Genomic DNA, 19,241 nt, shown 5'->3' on the forward strand with positions numbered 1-19,241 from the left:
CTCCTCAGCTCACGGTGCCGGCGCGGCGAGCGTCTGCAACCAGCCGGCGGCCGGGTGCTCGGGTTTCATCTTGCCGATGTGATAGGCGGCGTAGAGTTCCGAGAACCACTCGCCGGGGGCGCGGAACTGGTAGCCGGTCATCCCCTGACCGCGCGCGGCGAGCAGGTAGCTGGTCCAGCTGCCCGGATAGCTTTCCTGGTAGACCCGCCCGCCAATCGCGATGCGCTCGGCCTGCGAATTGGAGTTCCAGGGCTTGGTCGCCTCCAGCGCCAGCTGGATGTGGTTGAAGACCGCGATGCGCCGCTTTTCCCATTCCTCGGGCGTGACCGCGCCGCCGGAGGGCACCTCGGGCATGGCGATATTGGCGACCTTGAGCATCGCCTGTTCGACATAGGTCTGGTCGAACTTGTAGTGATCGGCGATGACCTTGGCGACGGGGCCATAGTCGCGCCCATGCACCTGCCAGCCGCCGTGGTTCGCCGAGGCTCCGTTCTTGTCCATGTAGCCGTGCTTGTCGTCCACCGCGTGGCCGACCTCGTGCAGGGTGTTCCAGCTGAAGCGGGTCACCGGCTCGTCGTCGACCGGCTTGCAGTTCTCGTCCTGCCCGCCGACCTCGAAGTCGCGGCCGAAACCGTAGTAGCCGCTCGATTCATCCTGGCCCTCGTCCATGATGACCTCTTTCCGGTCGCCGCTGTATTTCGACCCGCCGGCCTGCTTCTCGCTCCAGATCAGCAGGCTGTCGTTATCGGTGGTATCCGCCGGCGGCAGCGCCGACATCAGCTCGAAGAAGCGCTTGATGTTGGGACCGGTCTTCATCCCGTCGATGGCGTCGAGCGTATGGGTCTTGGTCGCGGCGTTATAGGTGTAGATCTCCAGCTTGCAGCCGAAACGCGCCTCGAAGGCCACGCGCAGGATCGCGCGCTGGGCGTCGGGTTCGAGCTGGCCGATCATCGCGTCGAGCTCGGCCTCGCCGCCGGGACGGGCGAGGATCTCCTTCACGTCCGCAGGCGTCGGCGGCACGTTGGCGCGCATGTCGGCAAGCATCTTGGCGCTCATCCCGATCTTGCGCACCTCTTCGAGCAGGGCCAGCGCATCGGCCGGCTTGTGGGCCTCGGCCTGCTTGGCGGCCTCGGCCAGCTTGGCGCGCATGGTGTCGATCGGGGCCTTGATCGCATAGCGGTGGTCGTGCTTCTCGAGCACCTCGACCTGCGGCTCGACCGTCGGTTCGGCGCGGGTGGTGAGGTATCTGGCATAGTCGTCGGCCATCTGGTCCAGGTCGACCAGCTGCACCACCAGCGCGTCGAGCGCGGTCTGCTGCGCCATGTGGTCGCCGCTCGCCTGCGCGTCGGGCAGCACCTTGTTCACGGCGGTCTCGACCGGGGTCAGCAGCGGGGCGACATAGGCGCCCTGGGCATGGCCCTTGATCGCGGCGACCTGGTCCTGCGCGCGTTTCACCGACTGTTCCAGCATCCGGTACTGGCTCATCTTCTCGTCGGCGGCGTTGCAGGCGGCGATGGCGGCCTTGAGCGCCGCCTTGGTCGCCCCGACACCGGCCTTGGCAACGGCCAGCTGCGCGGCGGCGGCGGCCAGTTCGGCATTGGCGCCGACGTGCTCGGGCTTGGATTTCAGGTGGTCGAGCAGTTCCTCGGTGGCAAGGATCACCGCTGGCGGCAGGATGCCGGTATCGGCGGCCGCGTCGAGCACATCGGTGGCCAGCTCGATTCTCGCGTGCTGGTCGGCGCTCTCGATTGCGGCCTCGGCGTCGGCCTTGATTTCCTCCATCAGCGTCCTGGCGCCGGTATAGTCGCCATCCGCCGCCGCCTTCTCGCCCTGCGCATACTTGGCGGTGATGCGCTGGATCATCGGCTGGATCGCCGCCGCCTGCTTGTGCGCCGCCGCCTCGTCCATCTTCTCCTTGGCCGGAACGCGGGCGTCCTCGTAGGGCTGGTAGCCGTTGGCCTTGGTCAGCAGATTGGGGCAGGCCGCCGCGATCTCGGTCATCTCGATCGTCGCGCGGTGGTAGTTGCCCGCCGCCGTCAGCGCCGGCGCCGCGTCATAGCGCGCCTCCAGCGCCTTGAGCTCGGTCTCGACCCCGGCATTGCGCACAGCGCGGACCGAGTTCAGCTGCGCCTCGGCGGCGATCCGCAGCGGCTCGTAGGCGACGGAAGCGTCGAGGAGCTTCTTCGCGGCCATCAGGTCCCAGTTCGGCGGGCGGATGCTCTCCACCGCGGCGGCGAAATTCGGCGTGCCCATGTCCTTGGTGTAGATCTTCAGCTTTTCCGCCGCCTGGTCGATCAGGTCCTGGCAGACCGCCTGGCCGGTCACCTTGCCGAGGCTCACGTCATACCAGGCCGTCTTGCGCCGGATCGCCTCGGCACCGGCGGCCAGTTCATCGGTTACCGGCTGTTGCAGCGCGGCCCCCTGCTTGGCCTCGGCCGCTGCCTCCTTCATCTTGCGGGCAGCGATGGCGGCGGGGATATCGGCGAGATACTTGTCGATGCGCGCCACGCGGGCCGGCATGAAGGCGACCACCGGCGCATTCGCGGCATTGCCCAACGTCGCCTTGATCGCGGTGATCGTCGCCACGTCGTTGCGCACGGCGGGATAGAGCGCGGCATCGGCCTTGGCCGCGTCGATCACCACCTTGCACTTGGTCAGCTGCGCCTCGGCCCCGGCGATATCCCAGGCAGGATCCGCCGCCAGCGCGTCGGCGGCGGCCAGCAGGGCCGTCGCCTCGTCGATATGCGGCTGGATGCAGTTGTCGCTGTTGAGCCCCGGCAGGTTCAGGTTGATGTCCATCTTGGCCGCCGAGTGGTGGTTCTTGTAGGGGCCCCAGGCCATGACCTTGGGCATGGTCTTCTCGAGATGCGCGATGGCGGCGTCGAGCTGTGTGCGCGCCTCGGCGAAATCCGGCGGGGCCTTGGCGGCGGCCGCAGCGGCTGCCCCTGCGGGGTTGTCGGCCTTGGCGATCTCGGCGCGGAAGGTGCCGGTGTTGTCGGCGCTGTCCACCGCGGCCTTCATGTCGGTATAGACCTTGTGCGCCTTGGCGTAATCGGTCGCCATGTCGTCGAGCGCGGCGGTGTCCTTGAGCTTGCCAAGCGCCTCGCAGGCATCAGCGGCGGTCTTGGCATCGCCGGCGCGCTTCTCGGCCTCGGTGAGGTTCGCGAGGCCGCCGGCATAGTCCCCGGCCAGGGCCTGCTTCGCGGCGGTTGAGATCAGCGTATCGGCCTGGCCGACACCGTTCTCGGCCCCGGCGCGGCCGCGCTCGGCATCGACCAGCGGGGTCAGCGCAGCCAGCTTGGCCTCGTAGGCGACACAGTCATCGGCACGCTGTTTCTCGGCTACCCATTGCGGCTGGCTTCGGGTGTAAAGCCCCGTCGCCGCCGGGAACCGCTTGGCGGCGGCCTCGGTCTCGGCCTGCGCCTTGTCGGCCTTCATCGCCTGCAGGAAGGCGTCGATCCCGGCCTTGCCGGCATGGCCGTCGAGTTCCGCCAGCTTGGCCTCGAAGGCGGTCTTGGCCGGCATGTAGGCGGCGACCGCGGCAGCGGCGGCGGCGTAGAAGGGACGCTCCTTCATGTTGATGAGCATCATCAGGTTGGCCGAGGCATTATAGTCGCCGGTCACCGCGACCTTGGCATCGGCATAGGCCTTGCGGAAGGCGGCAAGACCCGGTTCGAGCAGGGCCTTCTGATCGTTGGGCAGCGCGTTTATCGTGGTGAAGACCGGGTCGATCTGGGTCAGATACCAGTCGTAATCGGCCTTCTTCTGCTGCAGCACCAGCATCTCGGTATGCAGTGGCGGGATCTCGTCGAGCTTCTTGACCGCCTCCTTGAACTTGTCGGCGGCGGCATCGGTGGCGGCCTTGTTCAGCAGGTCCTGACACTTGGCCTGCATCCCGTCGATCTTGGCGACACCCGTCGCGGGGTTGCCCGCCGAACTGGCGACCAGGTTCTGGCGCGAGACCAGCACGGCCTTGTAATGGGCGCAGTCGTCGGCCAGCAGCTCGACCGTGTCGCAGGCGGCCAGCAGCGGTTCGGCATCCTTGATCGCGCCCTTGAAGTCCTGCGTATCGGCCTTGGCGGTGGCGGCGGCCAGCTTGGCCTTGATGTCGTCAATCTTGGGCTGGATCTCGGCCGAGGTGGCCTGGGCGTGATGGTCGAGCGTCAGGATGCGCGCATCGACGAGGTCGCGCGCCTTCTTCCAGTCCTTCTTCTCGACGGTCTTGGCATTGATCGTGTTGACCAGCGCGGTCAACTCCTTCAGCGCCTTGTCGAGCTTGGCGGTCTCGATCACGGCGCCGGCGGCCTGCATCTCGGCCAGGAAGGTGGTTTTCGCGGTGATTTCGGTGGTCCAGGCCACGGGCTTCGGCTCGGCCGAGCCGGGGATCACCGCCATATAGGCCGTGACCAGCTTGTCGATCGCTTTCAGGTCAGTGTCGATCCGCGCGATTTTGGCGGCGTCGTCGCCGCTCAGATCGGCGGTCTTGGCCGCCGGGGCGGGGGTGGTGGCAAAGCCTTCGCCTGCAGCAGCCGGCGGTGCATCGGCAGGGGCGGCGTCGCCGGCCCCTTCGGCCGGGGGCGGCGCGCCTGCGCCATCTCCCGGGCCACCCGCTACGGGCGGTGGGGGCAGGGTGTCGGTCTCGCCATCGGCCTGCGGCGCGGCGGCGGTCTCGCCCTGCGCCTCGGCCGGCGCGGCTGCGGTTCCGCCGCCAGCCGGGGCCTTGTTGCCTTCCTTCAGCAAGAGGATCAGCGCCGGCGCACCCTTGATCGCCCCGGCAAAGTCGCCCACGCCATCCGCCGTCTTCGCCAGCATCTCGGCCCAGGCCTGGCGGATCTTCTCGGCGGCGGGCCAGCCAGCCTCGATTGCCGCCTCGACATGGCCGCGCAGGCGGTCCTCGATCTCGACCCACTTCTTGCGCGCGGCTTCCGAGACTTCCGGCGACACCGCCGGAGCCGAGGCCGCCGCCGCAGCCTTGGCGAGGATGCCGCTCAGATGGCCGCCCAGCTTCTCGGCGGTCTTCAGCGCCAGGTCGAAATCGCCCTTGTCGGCCACACCCTTGATCTTGGCCCAGGCCTCGGCGACGCGGCCGTCGATCGAACGCGCCTGTTCGACCATCGACTCGATCGCCGCGTGCAGCTCGTTCCACTTCGCTTCCAGCGGGTTGGCCTCGGCCGGCTGCTCTTGCTCGGGGCTCGCGGCGGCGGGGACCTCCTCTGCGGACTGTTGCAGCGCCTCTTCGGGCTCCGGTTCCGGTTCCAGTTCCGGTTCGACAACCGTCTCGACCTCGGGCTCCGGCTCGGGTTCAGGCTCCGGCTCGGGTTCCAGCTCCGGCTCCTCCTCGACGCCAGTCTCCCGGCTTTCCAGCTCTTCCGGGCTCTCCTCGGTGGTATCCTCGTAGCCCGGCGCCTCGACCCCGTCCTCGGTCTCCTCCGGGTCGCCGTCGTCTTCCAGCAGGTTGCCGTCCAGGCTCAGGATTCGGACCTTCATGCTGGTCAGCCCGGCCGCCTTGATGAACCCCTTGAGGTTCTTGGCAAAGCCCGAGGGCGGATCCTCGCTGCAGGTGAAATTCAGCTTGCTGCCGTCGACCTCGAGCACGCCGCAGGCGGTCTTGACCGTCTCGCCGGCCTTCTTCGCCTCGCGCGCCAGGGTCTCGGCCGCTTTGCTCTTGTGGGTGACCAGCACCGTGGCGTCGGGCTTCTTGCCCAGGCAAAGGCCGAAGTTCACCGCGCGTTTGCGGGCCTCGGCGATATCTGCGCGCAGAGTCTTGATGGCTTCCTTCGACATGGCGGGCATTGGGGCACCCTCTCAAAATGAAAAATGGAACGGATTAAAATATCGATTGGTCCCAAGACTGTGCCACGCGACGCCGAGTCTCGCAACCGTGGCGCTCGGCTCGGCGGCTTTCCGGCGATAGCCCCAACGCGGCATTGACCGATGCGGGCCGCGGCGCGACACTGGCGCAGGAGACCCGCGAAAGGCTTGGAAATGGTCGGCGTCCTGACCTTCAGCATGATCGCCCTTGCCGGTGCGCTTTGGATTGGCGGAGGCCTGTCGCCCTCCGGTCCGGCCACGGATCTCCTGACCAGCGCAGAGGGGATCGTGGCGATGACCGAGCAAGAGACGACCACCAGCCTTGACGGCACCTGGTCCGTAACCTGGATCGCCGGGGCCGATCTGCCGGATGGGGCACAAGTGGTGATGCATTTCGCGGGCGGAATGCTGGCGGGCAGCGGTGGCTGCCGGGGCTACCAGGGCGAGGCAACGGTCGAGGGCGACAGGCTGAATCTTGGCGAGATGACCTTCGACAACGAGGAATGCGCGCCCGAGCTGATGCGGGCCGACACGGACTTCATGCGCGCGCTCGAAGTCTGCGACCGGTTCGTCATCGGCGCGGACGGCACGCTGACGCTCTATGCGCAGACCCTCGAACGGGTGAAGGCGCGCCGCGCCGACGCGGGCTAGGCGGGTTCAGCCGGCCTGCGGGTCGCGCGGCTTGCGCGGGGTGTCGTCGCGCATCGGCACGGTCTGGCGTTCGATCATCCGGTGCACCCGCACCGGCTCGGGGCCTTCGTGCAGCGCCGTCAGCGCATCGGTCACCTCGGCGTCGGCCTGGGTGCGGCGCTCGTTGTGGCGGATGTATTCCACCCATGTCGGCACGTGGTAGGTCTCGGTCCAGTTGTCCGGGTCCTCGAGATCGCGCAGCAGGGCCCATTGCTGCGCCCCGTCGCGGATGCGGATGCGCCGCCGCTTGCCCATCAGTTCGAGGAACCGCGGCACGTTCTGCTGCGAGATGCGATAGTCGACCAGCACCATGATCGGCCCGCTGCGCTGGGTGATGTCGAGCTGCAGCGGCGGCTCGCGGAAGCGGTTGAGCGGGGCGAGGTTCATCTCGCTGGAATCCGGCAGGGGGGCGAGGAAGCCGACGAACAGCCCGAAGACCAGCACGCCCGCCGCCGCAAGCAGCGCGATCGTCAGCCCGACATTGTCCGAGACGGCACCCCAGAGCCAGCTGCCGCCGGCCATCCCGGCAAAGACCGAGGTCTGGTAGAGCGCGATCACCCGCCCGACCACCCAGCGCGGGGTCGAAAGCTGCACCGTCACGTTGAAGAGCGACAGGCAGAGCACCCAGCAGAAGCCCGAGAGCAGCAGCGCCAGCGCACTCGGGATCGCATGCGGGCTGAGGGCTATGGTCGCCGTGCTGATGGCAAAACCGAGAAAACCGAAGCGGGTAATGACCTCGTTGTGAAATCGCTCGCGCAGCCGTGCATTGGCCAGCGCCGCCAGCACCGCGCCAAAGCCGAAGGCGCCAAGCAGGATGCCATAGACCAGTGCACCGCCTGCCAGCTGGTCGCGCACCACCAGCGGCAGCAGCGCCTGGCAGGCGATGGCCGAGAGGCCGAAGATGAAGCCGCGCGCGATCACCCGCAGCAGGTTCGGCGACATCGCCACATAGCGCAGCCCGGCGGCGAAGGCGCCCACGAACATCTCGCGCGGGAGCCGGCGCGGGGCCTGGTCGGGATGCCAGTGGAACAGCGCCGCGATGATCGCCACATAGCTCATCGCGTTCACCGCAAAAGCGGCCGCCGCGCCGGCAATGGCGACGATGGCGCCGCCCGCCGCCGGGCCGACGCTGCGCATGAGGTTGAAGCCCATGCTGTTGACCGAGACCGCCGCCGGCAACTCCTCGCGCGAGACGATGTCGCCGACCGAGGCCTGCCACGACGGGTTGTGCATCGCCGTGCCGCAGCCGATCAGGAAGGTGAAGGAAAGCAGGAGCCAGGGCGTCAGGAATCCCTCGTAGGCAAGGAAGGCCAGCACGATCGAGACCGCGCACATGAAGCACTGCGCCCAGAGCATGATCTTGCGGCGGTCGAAGTTGTCGGCAAACACCCCGGCGGTCAGCGAAAAGACCATGATCGGCAGCGTCACCGAGGTCTGCACCAGCGCCACCATGCTCTGCGAGTCGGTGAGGTTGGTCATCGTCCAGGCCGCGCCGACCGACTGCACCAGGCCGCCGAAGTTCGAGGCAAGCGTGGCGATCCACAGGCTGCGGAAGGTCCGGTTGCGGAAGACGGCGAGGGTTGGCGTGCTATTGGGCATCTGGCGGCGTGCTTTGGCGCTGCTTGAAATTCTATTGCCCCATACCGACCAGAAGCCGGGGGCAAGCGCAAGGACTTCGCGTCAACCCGCGCCTTGGCTCAGCCCGCCCGCGGGGCGTCGGACGCCAGCGCGCGCTCGAAAGCCGAGGACAGCGTGTCGCTGGCAAAGGGCTTCTGCACGATCACGCAGGGCGGGTAACTCTCGACCAGCGCGGCGGCCTCGCCATAGCCGGTGGCCAGCACGAAGGGCACGCCGATCTCCGCCAGCCGTTCCGCCACGGGCACCGACTGTTCCGAGCCGAGATTGACGTCGAGCAGGGCAAAGTCGAACCTGCGCTGCTCGATCATCTTGAGCGCCTCACCGACCGACGAGCTGATATGCACGTTCGAGGCCCCGAGTTCCTTCAGCGTATCCGCCGCGTCGAGCGCGATGATCAGCGAATCCTCCAGGACGAGGCCTTCGCCCGAAACGGCCGTGGTAGGCCGCGCCGCGTTTGCAGGCATATCCGAGGAGGGGGTGGCGGTGTTCATGTCTGTCTCCGGCTCTTCGTCGCGCGTCGCAAGTGGGGCCGGCACGACGAAGCGCGCTTCGACCCCGCTGACCTTGTAGTCGATCGATGCCGAGCCGCGAAGCTCGTGCGGGATCGACCGCTCGATGATGGTGGTGCCAAAGCCGCGCCGCTGCGGCGGGGCGACCGGCGGGCCGCCACGCTCCTTCCAGTCGATGGTCAGGGCACCCTGCGCGTCGAAGGACAGCTCGATATCGACCCGGCCCGCCTTGTCGCAAAGCGCGCCGTATTTGATCGAGTTCGTCGCCATCTCGTGCAGCACCAGCGCCAGCGCCGTGTAGGCAGTCGGCAGGATCCGGGCGTCCGGCCCCTTGATGGTGACGCGCTGCGCCTTGGCATCGGCGTAGGCCTCGAACTCCAGAAGGATCAGCTGGCGCAGCGAGGCCGGTTCCCAGCTGTCACGGGTCAGCTGGTCATGCGCCTGGGCCAGCGAATAGATGCGCCCGTCGAGGCTGTCGGTGAATTCGGCCAGCGAGGTGGCGCCGACCTTGGACTGGGCCACCAGCCCGCGCATCAGGTTCAGGATGTTGCGCACCCGGTGGTTCAGCTCGGATATCAGCAACTGCTGCTGTTCCGTGGCGCGCTTGCGTTCCAGCGTCTGTGCCTCGGCCACCTTCAGGACGACCTCGAGCAGCAGGGTGCGGAAGGTGCCGGCGGCATGCAGCGCGTAGTCCGACCAGGGCGCGCAGTGGCCGACAACCATCTCGCGCCAGACCTCGAAGCTTTGCCGCGGCGTGAGCCGGATGCCGTTCGGCCCGACCTTGACGGGTTTGCTCGGGTCGCCCGCCCAATCCATCACCGCCTCGATCTCGCGGCGGAAGAACATGACGAAATCGCTGCCACCACGTGAGACCGGCAGGATCAGCGCGCCCGCGCTGGTCTTGGCGTAGTCCGACGCGCCTTCCAGCCGGCTCGCCAGGCTCCCGATCGCGACCACGTCGCCGGTCTCGCCAACCGGCGCGGCCAGCGTATCGGCCAGCGCGCGGATAGCACCCTCGGGCGGGGTGTCGCCGCGCGTGGCGATCTTCCCAGCCCAGAGCAGCGCCATGCCGTCATGCGGGATCAGCCCCTGGATACCATCGGACATCGCCAGCAGCGGCCCGGACAGATCTTGCCCGTCGACGACCTGCGACATGAGGCGGTTCTGCAGGCGGCTGGTGTCCTCGCTCGCCTTGCGGCGCACCGATTCCTCGTAGCGACCCAACTCGTAGGAAAACAGGTGCCCGAACATCTCGACCGCGGTGCGGCGTTCGTAGTCGATGTAATGCGGCCCGTCGTGGTGGCAGGCGAAAAGCCCCCAAAGCTCGCCGTCCTTCATGATCGACACCGACATCGAGGCGCCGACACCCATGTTCGACAGGTATTCGAGATGAATGGGTGACACCGCGCGTGTGACCGCCATCGACAGGTCGAGCTCTTCCTCGCCCGGCCCCGGTTCCGGCAGGATGCGCGCCCCGGTATCCGAGACGTCGGCGATCAGCCGCAGCAGCGAGCGCTTGTAGAGCGCGCGCGCCTGCACCGGGATGTCACTCGCCGGGAAGTGCTGGCCGAGATAGCGGCGCTTGCCGTCGGCCCGGTCCTCGGCGATCACCTTGCCCGAGCCGTCGCGCTCGAAGCGGTAGACCATCACGCTGTCGAAATGCGACAGCGCCCGCAGGCTGCGGGCGGCGTCGGCCGCCAGCGACTCGAAACTGTCGCGGAAGCGGATGCGGCGGATCAGCGGGTGCACCTCGGCCATCACGTCGACCTCGACGGCGCGGCCCTTCGGTTCGAGTTCGACCAGCAGCCGGCGCCCCGACTGGTGGATCGACACGTCGAACGGCCCGAGCGCCTCGCGCACCTTCAGCCCGAATAGGCGCACGGCGTTGTCGCTGCTCTCGACCGCGCCCATGCTGCTGCGTATACGTTTCAGTGCTTCCGCGTCGATCAGCGTCGATACCGGCTGCCCGATGGCCGAGGCTGCATCCGAACCAAGGATGCTATCCAGATTGGCCGAGGCGTTCAGCACGGTCCAGTCCGGCCCGAGGGCCAGCAGTGCGCCATAGGATTGCACCCGGCCCAGCCGGTGGATCGGCTCGCGGTCGCAGTTGGTGAGGTCGACTTTCGGTTCAGCCATAAGCTCGTGTGCCTTCTTGCCGGGCGGTTGTGGCTGCATCTTCGAAACAGCGATAGGCGTGGCGGACATCCGCGACGAGTTGCTCTGCGCGCGGGCTCTCCTGCGGGATGGCGTCCAGCGCCGCGCAGATCTCGTGCCATCCGCTCTCGGCCTTGCCGGCGGCGAAGAAGGCGGGCATCGGATCGACCCCCGCCTCGGTCAGCCGCCGCCGCAGGACCGCCGCCCCAAGGCGCGAGCCGGCGGTGACATAGGCAACCGCCAGCGGGTCGAGCGGGCGGGCAGGGGGCAAGGCGCCACCCGCCGCGCCATCGGCGCTCAGGGCAGCGAGGACGTCCGACAGGAACGGCGAGGGATGTGCCGCGATGCTGCGTTCGAGGGCATCGAAGGCGAGCCATTGGGCGCGAAGGAACTGCGGCAGGTGGCGGTGCGGCGCATCCAGCAGGTCGCCGAAGGCCCGCTCGGTGGCCTCGTGGTCTTCCCGGGTGGCATCGCGCAGGGCAAGGCGAAAGCCCTTGGTGCCCTGGTGCTGGAGAGGGGAGTTGGGCGTCACGAAACCGTCCTAACGACCTGTCGGCCGGAACGCGGATCTGCCGTGATGGATGCGGTTTCGCCTGCCGGGGTGCGCCTGCTTCTGGCGTTCTTGCTGCCTGCGCCCGGATGGCGGCAGGGTCCTGTCGTCTCACTCATGTTCAAAATCCAAGGTTCGCTCAGGTCCAAACGCCGGCAGGTGCAAGCCGGTTCCCGGAAATTCTCGAAATATTCCATCGGCTGCGGCGACCCTGTCATGCGCTAACATCCGGATGGCACGGAGACGCACGGTTTTTCCGCTGGTCAAGGAATTTTCTTTGCAGGAATATTTCGGGGAGGTCGTTTCCGGCCCGGACGTGGCCGGTCGCGAGGGCACAATGCCACCGCTGCAGCGGAAACGAGAAGAAACAAGGACCGCCTGAAGCATGAAGACCGACTCGAAGCCCGCCGGCAAGGATGGCAAATCGCTGAACCAGAACCCCCACGCGGTGAAGGAGGTGCGCGAGAAGAACCTCGAAGTCGCCATTGGCCGGCAGGTCCGCGAGCTGCGCAAGCGGCAGCGGATGACCGGGGCCGACCTTGCCGCCCGTACCGGCCTGTCGGTGGGTATGCTCTCCAAGATCGAGAACGGCGTGATCTCGCCTTCGCTCAACACCATCTCGGCGCTGGCCGATGCGCTGCGGGTGCCGCTGGTACAGCTCTTCTCGGGCTATGACGAGGGCAAGGGCTGCATGCACGTCAAGGCCGGCGGCGGCGTCGAGATCGAGCGCGAAGGCACCCGCGCGGGGCACCAGTATCACCTGCTCGGCCATATCGGGGCCAACAACTCGGGCGTGGTGGTCGAACCCTACCTGATCGTGCTGAACAGCCAGAGCGACCGTTTCCCCACCTTCCAGCACGAGGGGATCGAGGTACTCTACATGCTCGACGGCGAGATGACCTACCGGCATGGCGACCAGCTATACCAGATGGAACCGGGCGACTCGCTGATCTTCGATTCCGACGCGCCGCACGGGCCAGAGGGGCTGACCACCCTGCCGATCCGCTTTCTTTCGATCATCACCTACCCCCAGCAGCGGTGATGTGCACAGTTTTTGAACAATGATCTTTCTCGACGGGAAAAAATATTGACCTTGAGTGCGTGACTTTCTTGTGGAGACAAAAATTTTCCTGCTAATCAGATTCGCAGCGGGCCGGACGTTGGCCCATGCGAAGCTGATGGAGGGAATTCATGTGCGGCATCGTTGGCCTTTTCCTGAAGAAGGAGGCCCTGCGCCCGAGACTGGGCGATATGCTGACCGACATGCTCATCACGATGACGGATCGCGGTCCGGACAGTGCGGGCATCGCGATCTACGGTGAGGAAAGCGGCAAGCTGAAGATCACCGTGCAGTCGGACACCCCGGCCGCCGATTTCGCCGGGCTCGACCTGGCGCTGGGCGAGGCGCTGGGCGCGCCGGTGGCGATGCGGGTGGTCGACACCCACGCGGTGCTGAACGTGCCGCTCGACGCCGAGGCCCCGGCGCTCGCCTTCCTCGACAAGCGCGGCGTCCGGGTGATGGGCGTCGGCGAAAGCATGGAGATCTTCAAGGAGGTCGGCCTGCCCAAGGACGTGGCCGCCCGCTTCGGCATCCGCGCGATGGGTGGCAGCCATGGGATCGGCCACACCCGCATGGCTACCGAAAGCGCGGTGACGACGCTGGGCGCGCACCCCTTCTCGACGGCGGGGGACCAGTGCCTGGTCCACAACGGCTCGCTCTCGAACCACAACGACATGCGCCGCCGGCTGGCCCGCAAGGGCATCTACACCAAGACCGAGAACGACACCGAGGTCGGCGCCGCCTATATCTCCAGCCGCATCGCCGAGGGCGCGACCCTGGGCGAGGCGCTGGAAGGCACGTTGAAGGATCTCGACGGGTTCTTCACCTTCGTCACCGGCACCAAGACCGGTTTCGGCGTGGTGCGCGACCCGGTCGCCTGCAAGCCCGCGGTGATGGCCGAGACCGACGACTATGTCGCCTTCGCCAGCGAATACCGTGCCTTCGCCGATCTTCCGGGCATCGAGACCGCCCGCGTCTGGGAACCCGAACCCGCCACCGTCTATTTCTGGGAACGCTGATCATGCAGGTGCTCGATCTGTCCAAAACCGACCTGCGCGAGGTCAACGCCACCCTTCAGGCGCAGCGCGCGGATACCAACCAGACCGAATGGGTCATCGAGAACCCGCGCGGCAGCCATGCCGTCGCCGTCGGCCTCGACGCGCCGATCTCGGTCACCGTCAAGGGCTCGACCGGCTATTACTGCGCCGGGATGAACAAGCTCGCCACCATCCATGTCGAGGGCTCGGCAGGGCCGGGCGTGGCCGAGAACATGATGTCGGGCACCGTCATCGTCGAAGGCGACGCCAGCCAGTATGCCGGCGCGACCGGCCGGGGCGGGCTGCTCAACATCAAGGGCAACGCCAGCTCGCGCTGCGGGATCTCGATGAAGGGCATCGACATCGTGGTGCATGGCAGCATCGGCCACATGTCGGCCTTCATGGCGCAGAAGGGCAACCTTGTCGTGCTGGGCGATGCCGGCGACGCGCTGGGCGACAGCCTCTACGAGGCGCGCCTCTTCGTGCGCGGGACGGTCAAGTCGCTGGGCGCGGACTGCATCGAGAAGGAGATGCGGCACGAGCACCTGGCGCTTTTGGCCGAGCTGCTGGAGCGCACCGGCGCCGACGCGAAACCCGAGGAGTTCCGCCGCTATGGCTCGGCGCGCAAGCTCTACAATTTCAACATCGACCACGCCGACGCGTATTGAGAGGCCGGACATGGATAAGACACCGCAGACACTCCCGCGCCAGTCCTGGACCTTCTCGAACGAGGTCAACTCCGAGATCCGCCGCGCCGCGGCGACCGGCATCTACGACATCCGCGGCGGCGGGGCCAAGCGGCGGGTGCCGCATTTCGACGACCTGCTCTTCCTCGGCGCCTCGATCAGCCGCTACCCGCTCGAAGGTTACCGCGAACGCTGCGACACCTCGGTGGTGCTGGGCACGCGCTTTGCCAAGAAGCCGATCGAGCTGAAGATCCCGGTGACCATCGCCGGCATGTCCTTCGGCGCGCTCTCGGCCCATGCCAAGGAGGCGCTGGGGCGCGGTGCGACGCTGGCGGGCACATCGACCACCACCGGCGACGGCGGCATGACCAACGAGGAGCGCGGCCATTCCGAAAAGCTGGTCTACCAGTATCTGCCCAGCCGCTACGGCATGAACCCCGACGACCTGCGCCGTGCCGACGCCATCGAGGTGGTGGTGGGGCAGGGCGCCAAGCCGGGCGGCGGCGGGATGCTGCTGGGCCAGAAGATCACCGAGCGCGTCGCCGGGATGCGCGACCTGCCCATCGGCATCGACCAGCGGTCGGCCTGCCGGCACCCCGACTGGACCGGGCCCGACGATCTGGAAATCAAGATCCTCGAACTGCGCGAGATCACCGGCTGGGAAAAGCCGATCTACGTCAAGATCGGCGGCGCGCGGCCCTATTACGACACCGCGCTGGCGGTGAAGGCCGGGGCCGACGTGGTGGTGCTCGACGGGATGCAGGGCGGCACCGCCGCCACGCAGGACGTCTTCATCGAGAACGTCGGCCAGCCGACGCTGGCCTGCATCCGCCCCGCCGTGCAGGCGTTGCATGATCTGGGCATGCACCGCGAGGTGCAGCTGGTCGTCTCGGGCGGGATCCGCTCGGGCGCGGACATGGCCAAGGCGCTGGCGCTGGGCGCCGACGCGGTCGCCATCGGCACCGCCGCGCTGGTCGCGCTGGGCGACAATGACCCGAAGTGGGAAGAGGAATACCGCAAGCTCGGCACCACGACCGGCGCCTATGACGACTGGCACGAGGGGCGCGACCCGGCGGGGATCACCACCCAGGACCCCGAGCTGATGAAGCGGCTCGACCCGGTCGCGGCGGGGCGGCGGCTGCGCAACTACCTCAACGTGATGACGCTGGAATGCCAGACCATCGCGCGGGCCTGCGGCAAGAGCCACGTCCACAACCTCGAACCCGAGGACCTCTGCGCGCTGACCATGGAGGCCGCAGCCATGGCGCGGGTGCCGCTGGCCGGCACCGACTGGTGGCCGGGCAAGCCGGGCTTTTGACGACCATTCAGGGCGCGGGTCCAACGAGGCCCGCGCCAACCGGAACAGGGAAAGGATTACCAAGATGACCGATCTGGCCGAGTTCGCGAAGACGAACGGCGTCAAGTATTTCATGATCTCCTACACCGACCTCTTCGGCGGGCAGCGGGCCAAGCTGGTGCCGGCCCAGGCGATCGCCGACATGCAGGCCGACGGCGCGGGCTTTGCCGGTTTCGCCACCTGGCTCGACCTGACGCCGGCGCACCCCGACATGCTGGCGGTGCCCGATCCCTCGGGCGTTATCCAGCTGCCCTGGAAGAAGGACGTGGCCTGGGTGCCGGGCATCTGCGTGATGGACGGCCAGCCGCTGGAACAGGCGCCGCGCAACGTGCTGGCAAGGCTGGTCAAGGAAGCCGACGCCGAAGGGCTGCGCGTCAAGACCGGGATCGAGGCCGAATTCTTCCTGCTCACCCCCGAGGGCGACCGGATCTCGGACCCCTACGACAGCGCCGAGAAGCCCTGCTATGACCAGCAGGCGGTGATGCGCCGCTATGACGTGATCGCCGAGATCTGCGACTACATGCTCGAACTCGGCTGGGGCCCCTACCAGAACGACCACGAGGACGCCAACGGCCAGTTCGAGATGAACTGGGGCTTTGACGACGCGATGGTGACCGCCGACCGCCATTCATTCTTCAAGTTCATGGTGAAATCGGTGGCCGAGAAGCACGGCCTGCGCGCCACCTTCATGCCCAAGCCGATCGAGGGCCTGACCGGCAACGGCTGCCACGCCCATATCTCGGTCTGGGACCGCGAGGGCAAGGTCAACGCCTTCGCCGACAAGACGAAGGAGCTGGGCCTTTCGGATCAGGGCCGCACCTTCCTCGGCGGCATCATGAAACACGCCGAGGCGCTGGCGGCGATCACCAACCCGACGGTGAACAGCTACAAGCGCATCAACGCCCCGCGCACCATCTCGGGCGCGACCTGGGCGCCGAACACCGTCACCTGGACCGGCAACAACCGCACCCACATGGTACGTGTCCCCGGCCCCGGGCGGTTCGAACTGCGCCTGCCGGACGGGGCGGCCAACCCCTACCTGCTTCAGGCCGTCATCATCGCAGCGGGCCTCTCGGGCGTGCGCTGCAAGGCCGATCCGGGCAAGCGGTACGACATCGACATGTATGCCGAGGGCCACCTGGTCAAGGACGCGCCCAAGCTGCCGCTGAACCTGCTCGACGCCATCCGCAACTTCGACGCCGACGCCGAGTTGAAGGCGATGATGGGCACCGGCTTTGCCGCGTCCTACATCAAGATGAAACGGCAGGAATGGATGAGCTATGTCTCGCACTTCTCGCAGTGGGAGAAGGACAACACGCTCGACATATGACCGATCCTGCTCCGGTCGGGTCTTGGGGGGCTTCGGCCCCCCGTTGCATGGGGCGGGTGGGGTGGGTGGCGCGAAGGTGCGGGGTGCGATGATCGCGGGAACCCAATACAGACGGTCGTTCAGACACTGACCCGCCCCCGGTCTGCCCTCGGCGTGGTGTCGAACCGGGCGCGGTAGGCGTCCGAGAAATGGGCCTGCGCGGCAAAGCCCGTCATCTGGGCGATCTCGCCCATCCGCAGGGTCGAGCGCCGCACCAGGTCGCGGGCCACGTCGAGGCGGAGGTTGCGATAGACCTCGGCCACCGGCGCGCCGAGGCTCTCGGCGAACAGGCGCTGCAGCTGCCGGGGCGAGATCGCCGCCAGCGCCGCCAGCTGGTCGACCGACAGCGGGTCGGCGACATGGGTTTCCATCAGCTCCAGCGCCGCGCCCACCGGCGCGGGCAGGGGGCCATAGCCGGCGGCCGCCCCGGCCTGCTGCGGCGCATCGGCCAGGCGCACCTCGGTCTGGATGAACCAGTCGGCGATCGAGCGGGCAAAGCGGCTGCCGTGGTCGCGCGCGATGATCGCGTGCATCATGTCCAGCGGCGCGGTGCCCCCGGCGCAGGTATAGCGGTCGCGGTCGATCACGAAGAGGCGGCGGTCCATCAGCGCCGCCGGGTCCTCGGCGCGCAGGTCGTCCATGTGGTGCCAGTGCAGGGTGAACCGCCGCCCTTCAAGCAGCCCGGCCCGCCACAGGATCGCCGCCCCGCCCGAGATCCCGCCAAGCGCCACGCCGGCCCGGTCCATCCGCCGCAGCCAGGCGAAGAGAGCGGCATCGCGCACCGCCATCGGATCGCCCCCCGCCACCACGAAGACCAGGTCCAGCTCCTCGGGCGCCTCGGCCAGCGGGCGGCTGTCGAACCAGCTGCCAAGCGAGGCGCGCACGCTTCCGCCGCCGGGGGTCAGGATATGGGTGGCGTAAAGCTCGGTCTCGGAAAACAGGTTGGCCGCGCGCAGCGGTTCCAGCGCGGCGGCGGTGGACATCAGGGCGAAGCCGTCCAGCAGGACGAAGGCGATGCTGCGGTGGGTCATGCGTGGCATGATTTCAGAAATCAATGTCAGTTTGAAGAAAGAATTGCCGCGACGCAGCCGCTAGGAAAGGGGGAGGACAAAGGAGTCGCAGGCAATGACATTCTCGGGGTTCCGGGTGATCAGAGAGGCCCTGACCGGGCACAAGGGATGGACGCCCCTGTGGCGCGACCCCGATCCGCAGCCATCCTATGACATCGTGATCGTCGGCGGCGGCGGGCACGGGTTGGCGACCGCCTATCACCTCGCCGCGGTCTTCGGTCAGGCGCGGGTCGCGGTGCTCGAAAAGGGCTATCTCGGCTCGGGCAACATCGGGCGCAACACGACGATCATCCGCTCGAACTACCTGCTGCCCGGCAACCAGCCGTTCTACGAGTTCTCCATGAAGCTCTGGGAGCGGATGGAGCAGGATCTGAACTTCAACGCGATGGTCAGCCAGCGCGGCATCCTGAACCTGCTGCACACCGACGCGCAGCGCGATGCCTACCGGCGGCGCGGCAATGCCATGCTGCTGTCGGGGGCGGATGCCGAGCTGCTCGACCAGGCCGGGGTGCGGCGGATGTATCCCTGGCTCAACTTCGACAACGCGCGCTTTCCGATCAAGGGCGGGCTGCTGCAACGCCGCGCCGGCACCGCGCGCCATGACGGCGTGGCCTGGGGCTATGCCCGCGCCGCCGACCAGCGCGGCGTCGACATCATCCAGAACTGCGAGGTCACCGGCTTCCGCATCGAGGGCGGCCGCGTGCTGGGCGTCGAGACCACGCGCGGCTATATCGGCGCGGGCAAGGTCGGCGTGGCGGCGGCGGGGTCGTCCAGCCGCGTGATGGCGCTGGCCGGGCTGCGCCTGCCGATCGAAAGCCACGTCCTCCAGGCGTTCGTCAGCGAGGGGCTCAAGCCGGTGATCGACGGCGTCATCACCTTCGGCGCCGGGCATTTCTATGTCAGCCAGTCCGACAAGGGCGGGCTGGTCTTCGGCGGCGATATCGACGGCTACAACTCCTATGCGCAGCGCGGCAACCTGCCGGTCTTCGAGGATGTGCTGGAAGGCGGCATGGCGCTGATGCCGCGCATCGGCCGCGCCCGGCTGCTGCGCGCCTGGGGCGGTGTCATGGACATGTCGATGGACGGCTCGCCGATCATCGACCGCACCCCGGTCGAAGGGCTCTACCTCAACGCCGGCTGGTGCTACGGCGGTTTCAAGGCAACGCCCGCCTCGGGCTATGCCTTCGCCCACCTGCTGGCCACCGACACCCCGCACGAGACCGCGACCGCCTATCGGCTCGACCGTTTCGCGCGCGGCCATGTCATCGACGAAAAGGGCGTGGGTGCCACGCCGAACCTGCACTGAGGCC

Annotated in this window: 12 protein-coding genes; 7 read left to right on the top strand and 5 right to left on the bottom strand. The window is 67.7% G+C overall.

Annotated features, from left to right (window positions below):
- Positions 1-9: 9 nt before the first annotated feature.
- The gene (locus IE266_RS09665) at positions 10-5,793 is read right to left on the bottom strand and encodes a hypothetical protein (protein WP_189679879.1); all 5,784 of its coding nucleotides are present in this window, start codon (positions 5,791-5,793) and stop codon (positions 10-12) included.
- A gap of 192 nt (positions 5,794-5,985) precedes the next feature.
- Between IE266_RS09665 and IE266_RS09670 the strand changes: the two genes are divergently transcribed.
- The gene (locus IE266_RS09670) at positions 5,986-6,462 is read left to right on the top strand and encodes an META domain-containing protein (protein ID WP_229864036.1); all 477 of its coding nucleotides are present in this window, start codon (positions 5,986-5,988) and stop codon (positions 6,460-6,462) included.
- 6 nt (positions 6,463-6,468) lie between these two features.
- Here IE266_RS09670 and IE266_RS09675 read toward each other — a convergent pair whose 3' ends face one another.
- From IE266_RS09675 to IE266_RS09685, 3 genes are all read right to left on the bottom strand, one after another.
- Positions 6,469-8,130: an MFS transporter gene (locus IE266_RS09675; RefSeq protein WP_268249753.1), complete on the bottom strand. Its 1,662-nt coding sequence runs from the start codon at positions 8,128-8,130 to the stop codon at positions 6,469-6,471.
- 68 nt (positions 8,131-8,198) lie between these two features.
- On the bottom strand, positions 8,199-10,784 hold the full coding sequence (locus IE266_RS09680) for an HWE histidine kinase domain-containing protein (protein ID WP_189679882.1): 2,586 nt from the start codon (positions 10,782-10,784) through the stop codon (positions 8,199-8,201).
- A complete protein-coding gene (locus IE266_RS09685) occupies positions 10,777-11,334 on the bottom strand; it encodes a biliverdin-producing heme oxygenase (protein ID WP_189679883.1) in 558 nt (185 codons plus the stop codon). The genes IE266_RS09680 and IE266_RS09685 overlap by 8 nt, the downstream gene beginning before the upstream one ends.
- Before the next feature lie 403 nt (positions 11,335-11,737).
- On the opposite strand from IE266_RS09685, the gene IE266_RS09690 reads away from it, so the two are divergent.
- The 5 genes from IE266_RS09690 to glnT all read left to right on the top strand — a co-directional run bounded on the left by IE266_RS09690 (position 11,738) and on the right by glnT (position 16,822).
- Positions 11,738-12,394: a helix-turn-helix domain-containing protein gene (locus IE266_RS09690; RefSeq protein ID WP_189679884.1), complete on the top strand. Its 657-nt coding sequence runs from the start codon at positions 11,738-11,740 to the stop codon at positions 12,392-12,394.
- A gap of 149 nt (positions 12,395-12,543) precedes the next feature.
- Positions 12,544-13,431 carry a class II glutamine amidotransferase gene (locus IE266_RS09695; protein ID WP_189679885.1) on the top strand — a complete coding sequence of 296 codons (888 nt, stop codon included), beginning with the start codon at positions 12,544-12,546 and terminating at the stop codon, positions 13,429-13,431.
- A gap of 2 nt (positions 13,432-13,433) precedes the next feature.
- The gene (locus IE266_RS09700; RefSeq protein ID WP_189679886.1) at positions 13,434-14,117 is read left to right on the top strand and encodes a GltB/FmdC/FwdC-like GXGXG domain-containing protein; all 684 of its coding nucleotides are present in this window, start codon (positions 13,434-13,436) and stop codon (positions 14,115-14,117) included.
- Between the two features lie 10 nt (positions 14,118-14,127).
- Positions 14,128-15,453 (top strand): FMN-binding glutamate synthase family protein, encoded by a 1,326-nt coding sequence (locus tag IE266_RS09705; RefSeq protein ID WP_189679887.1) that lies wholly within the window; start codon positions 14,128-14,130, stop codon positions 15,451-15,453.
- A 64-nt stretch (positions 15,454-15,517) separates the two neighbouring features.
- The gene (glnT, locus tag IE266_RS09710; RefSeq protein WP_189679888.1) at positions 15,518-16,822 is read left to right on the top strand and encodes a type III glutamate--ammonia ligase; all 1,305 of its coding nucleotides are present in this window, start codon (positions 15,518-15,520) and stop codon (positions 16,820-16,822) included.
- A 119-nt stretch (positions 16,823-16,941) separates the two neighbouring features.
- Here the strand turns inward: glnT and IE266_RS09715 are convergent, their stop codons facing one another.
- Positions 16,942-17,892, bottom strand: a complete 951-nt coding sequence (locus tag IE266_RS09715; RefSeq protein WP_189679889.1) for a GlxA family transcriptional regulator — start codon at positions 17,890-17,892, stop codon at positions 16,942-16,944.
- A gap of 94 nt (positions 17,893-17,986) precedes the next feature.
- Between IE266_RS09715 and IE266_RS09720 the strand changes: the two genes are divergently transcribed.
- Positions 17,987-19,237 carry a sarcosine oxidase subunit beta family protein gene (locus tag IE266_RS09720; protein ID WP_189679890.1) on the top strand — a complete coding sequence of 417 codons (1,251 nt, stop codon included), beginning with the start codon at positions 17,987-17,989 and terminating at the stop codon, positions 19,235-19,237.
- Positions 19,238-19,241 lie beyond the last annotated feature (4 nt).

The sequence above is a fragment of the Seohaeicola zhoushanensis genome (assembly GCF_014656415.1).
Lineage (GTDB): Bacteria > Pseudomonadota > Alphaproteobacteria > Rhodobacterales > Rhodobacteraceae > Seohaeicola_A > Seohaeicola_A zhoushanensis.

Bases quoted from the DNA above. Each gene is read 5' to 3' on its own strand.
- IE266_RS09665 (WP_189679879.1), bottom strand. From the start codon at position 5,793: ATGCCCGCCATGTCGAAGGAAGCCATCAAGACTCTGCGCGCAGATATC.
- IE266_RS09670 (WP_229864036.1), top strand. From the start codon at position 5,986: ATGGTCGGCGTCCTGACCTTCAGCATGATCGCCCTTGCCGGTGCGCTT.
- IE266_RS09680 (WP_189679882.1), bottom strand. From the start codon at position 10,784: ATGGCTGAACCGAAAGTCGACCTCACCAACTGCGACCGCGAGCCGATC.
- IE266_RS09690 (WP_189679884.1), top strand. From the start codon at position 11,738: ATGAAGACCGACTCGAAGCCCGCCGGCAAGGATGGCAAATCGCTGAAC.
- IE266_RS09695 (WP_189679885.1), top strand. From the start codon at position 12,544: ATGTGCGGCATCGTTGGCCTTTTCCTGAAGAAGGAGGCCCTGCGCCCG.
- IE266_RS09700 (WP_189679886.1), top strand. From the start codon at position 13,434: ATGCAGGTGCTCGATCTGTCCAAAACCGACCTGCGCGAGGTCAACGCC.
- IE266_RS09705 (WP_189679887.1), top strand. From the start codon at position 14,128: ATGGATAAGACACCGCAGACACTCCCGCGCCAGTCCTGGACCTTCTCG.
- glnT (WP_189679888.1), top strand. From the start codon at position 15,518: ATGACCGATCTGGCCGAGTTCGCGAAGACGAACGGCGTCAAGTATTTC.
- IE266_RS09715 (WP_189679889.1), bottom strand. From the start codon at position 17,892: ATGACCCACCGCAGCATCGCCTTCGTCCTGCTGGACGGCTTCGCCCTG.
- IE266_RS09720 (WP_189679890.1), top strand. From the start codon at position 17,987: ATGACATTCTCGGGGTTCCGGGTGATCAGAGAGGCCCTGACCGGGCAC.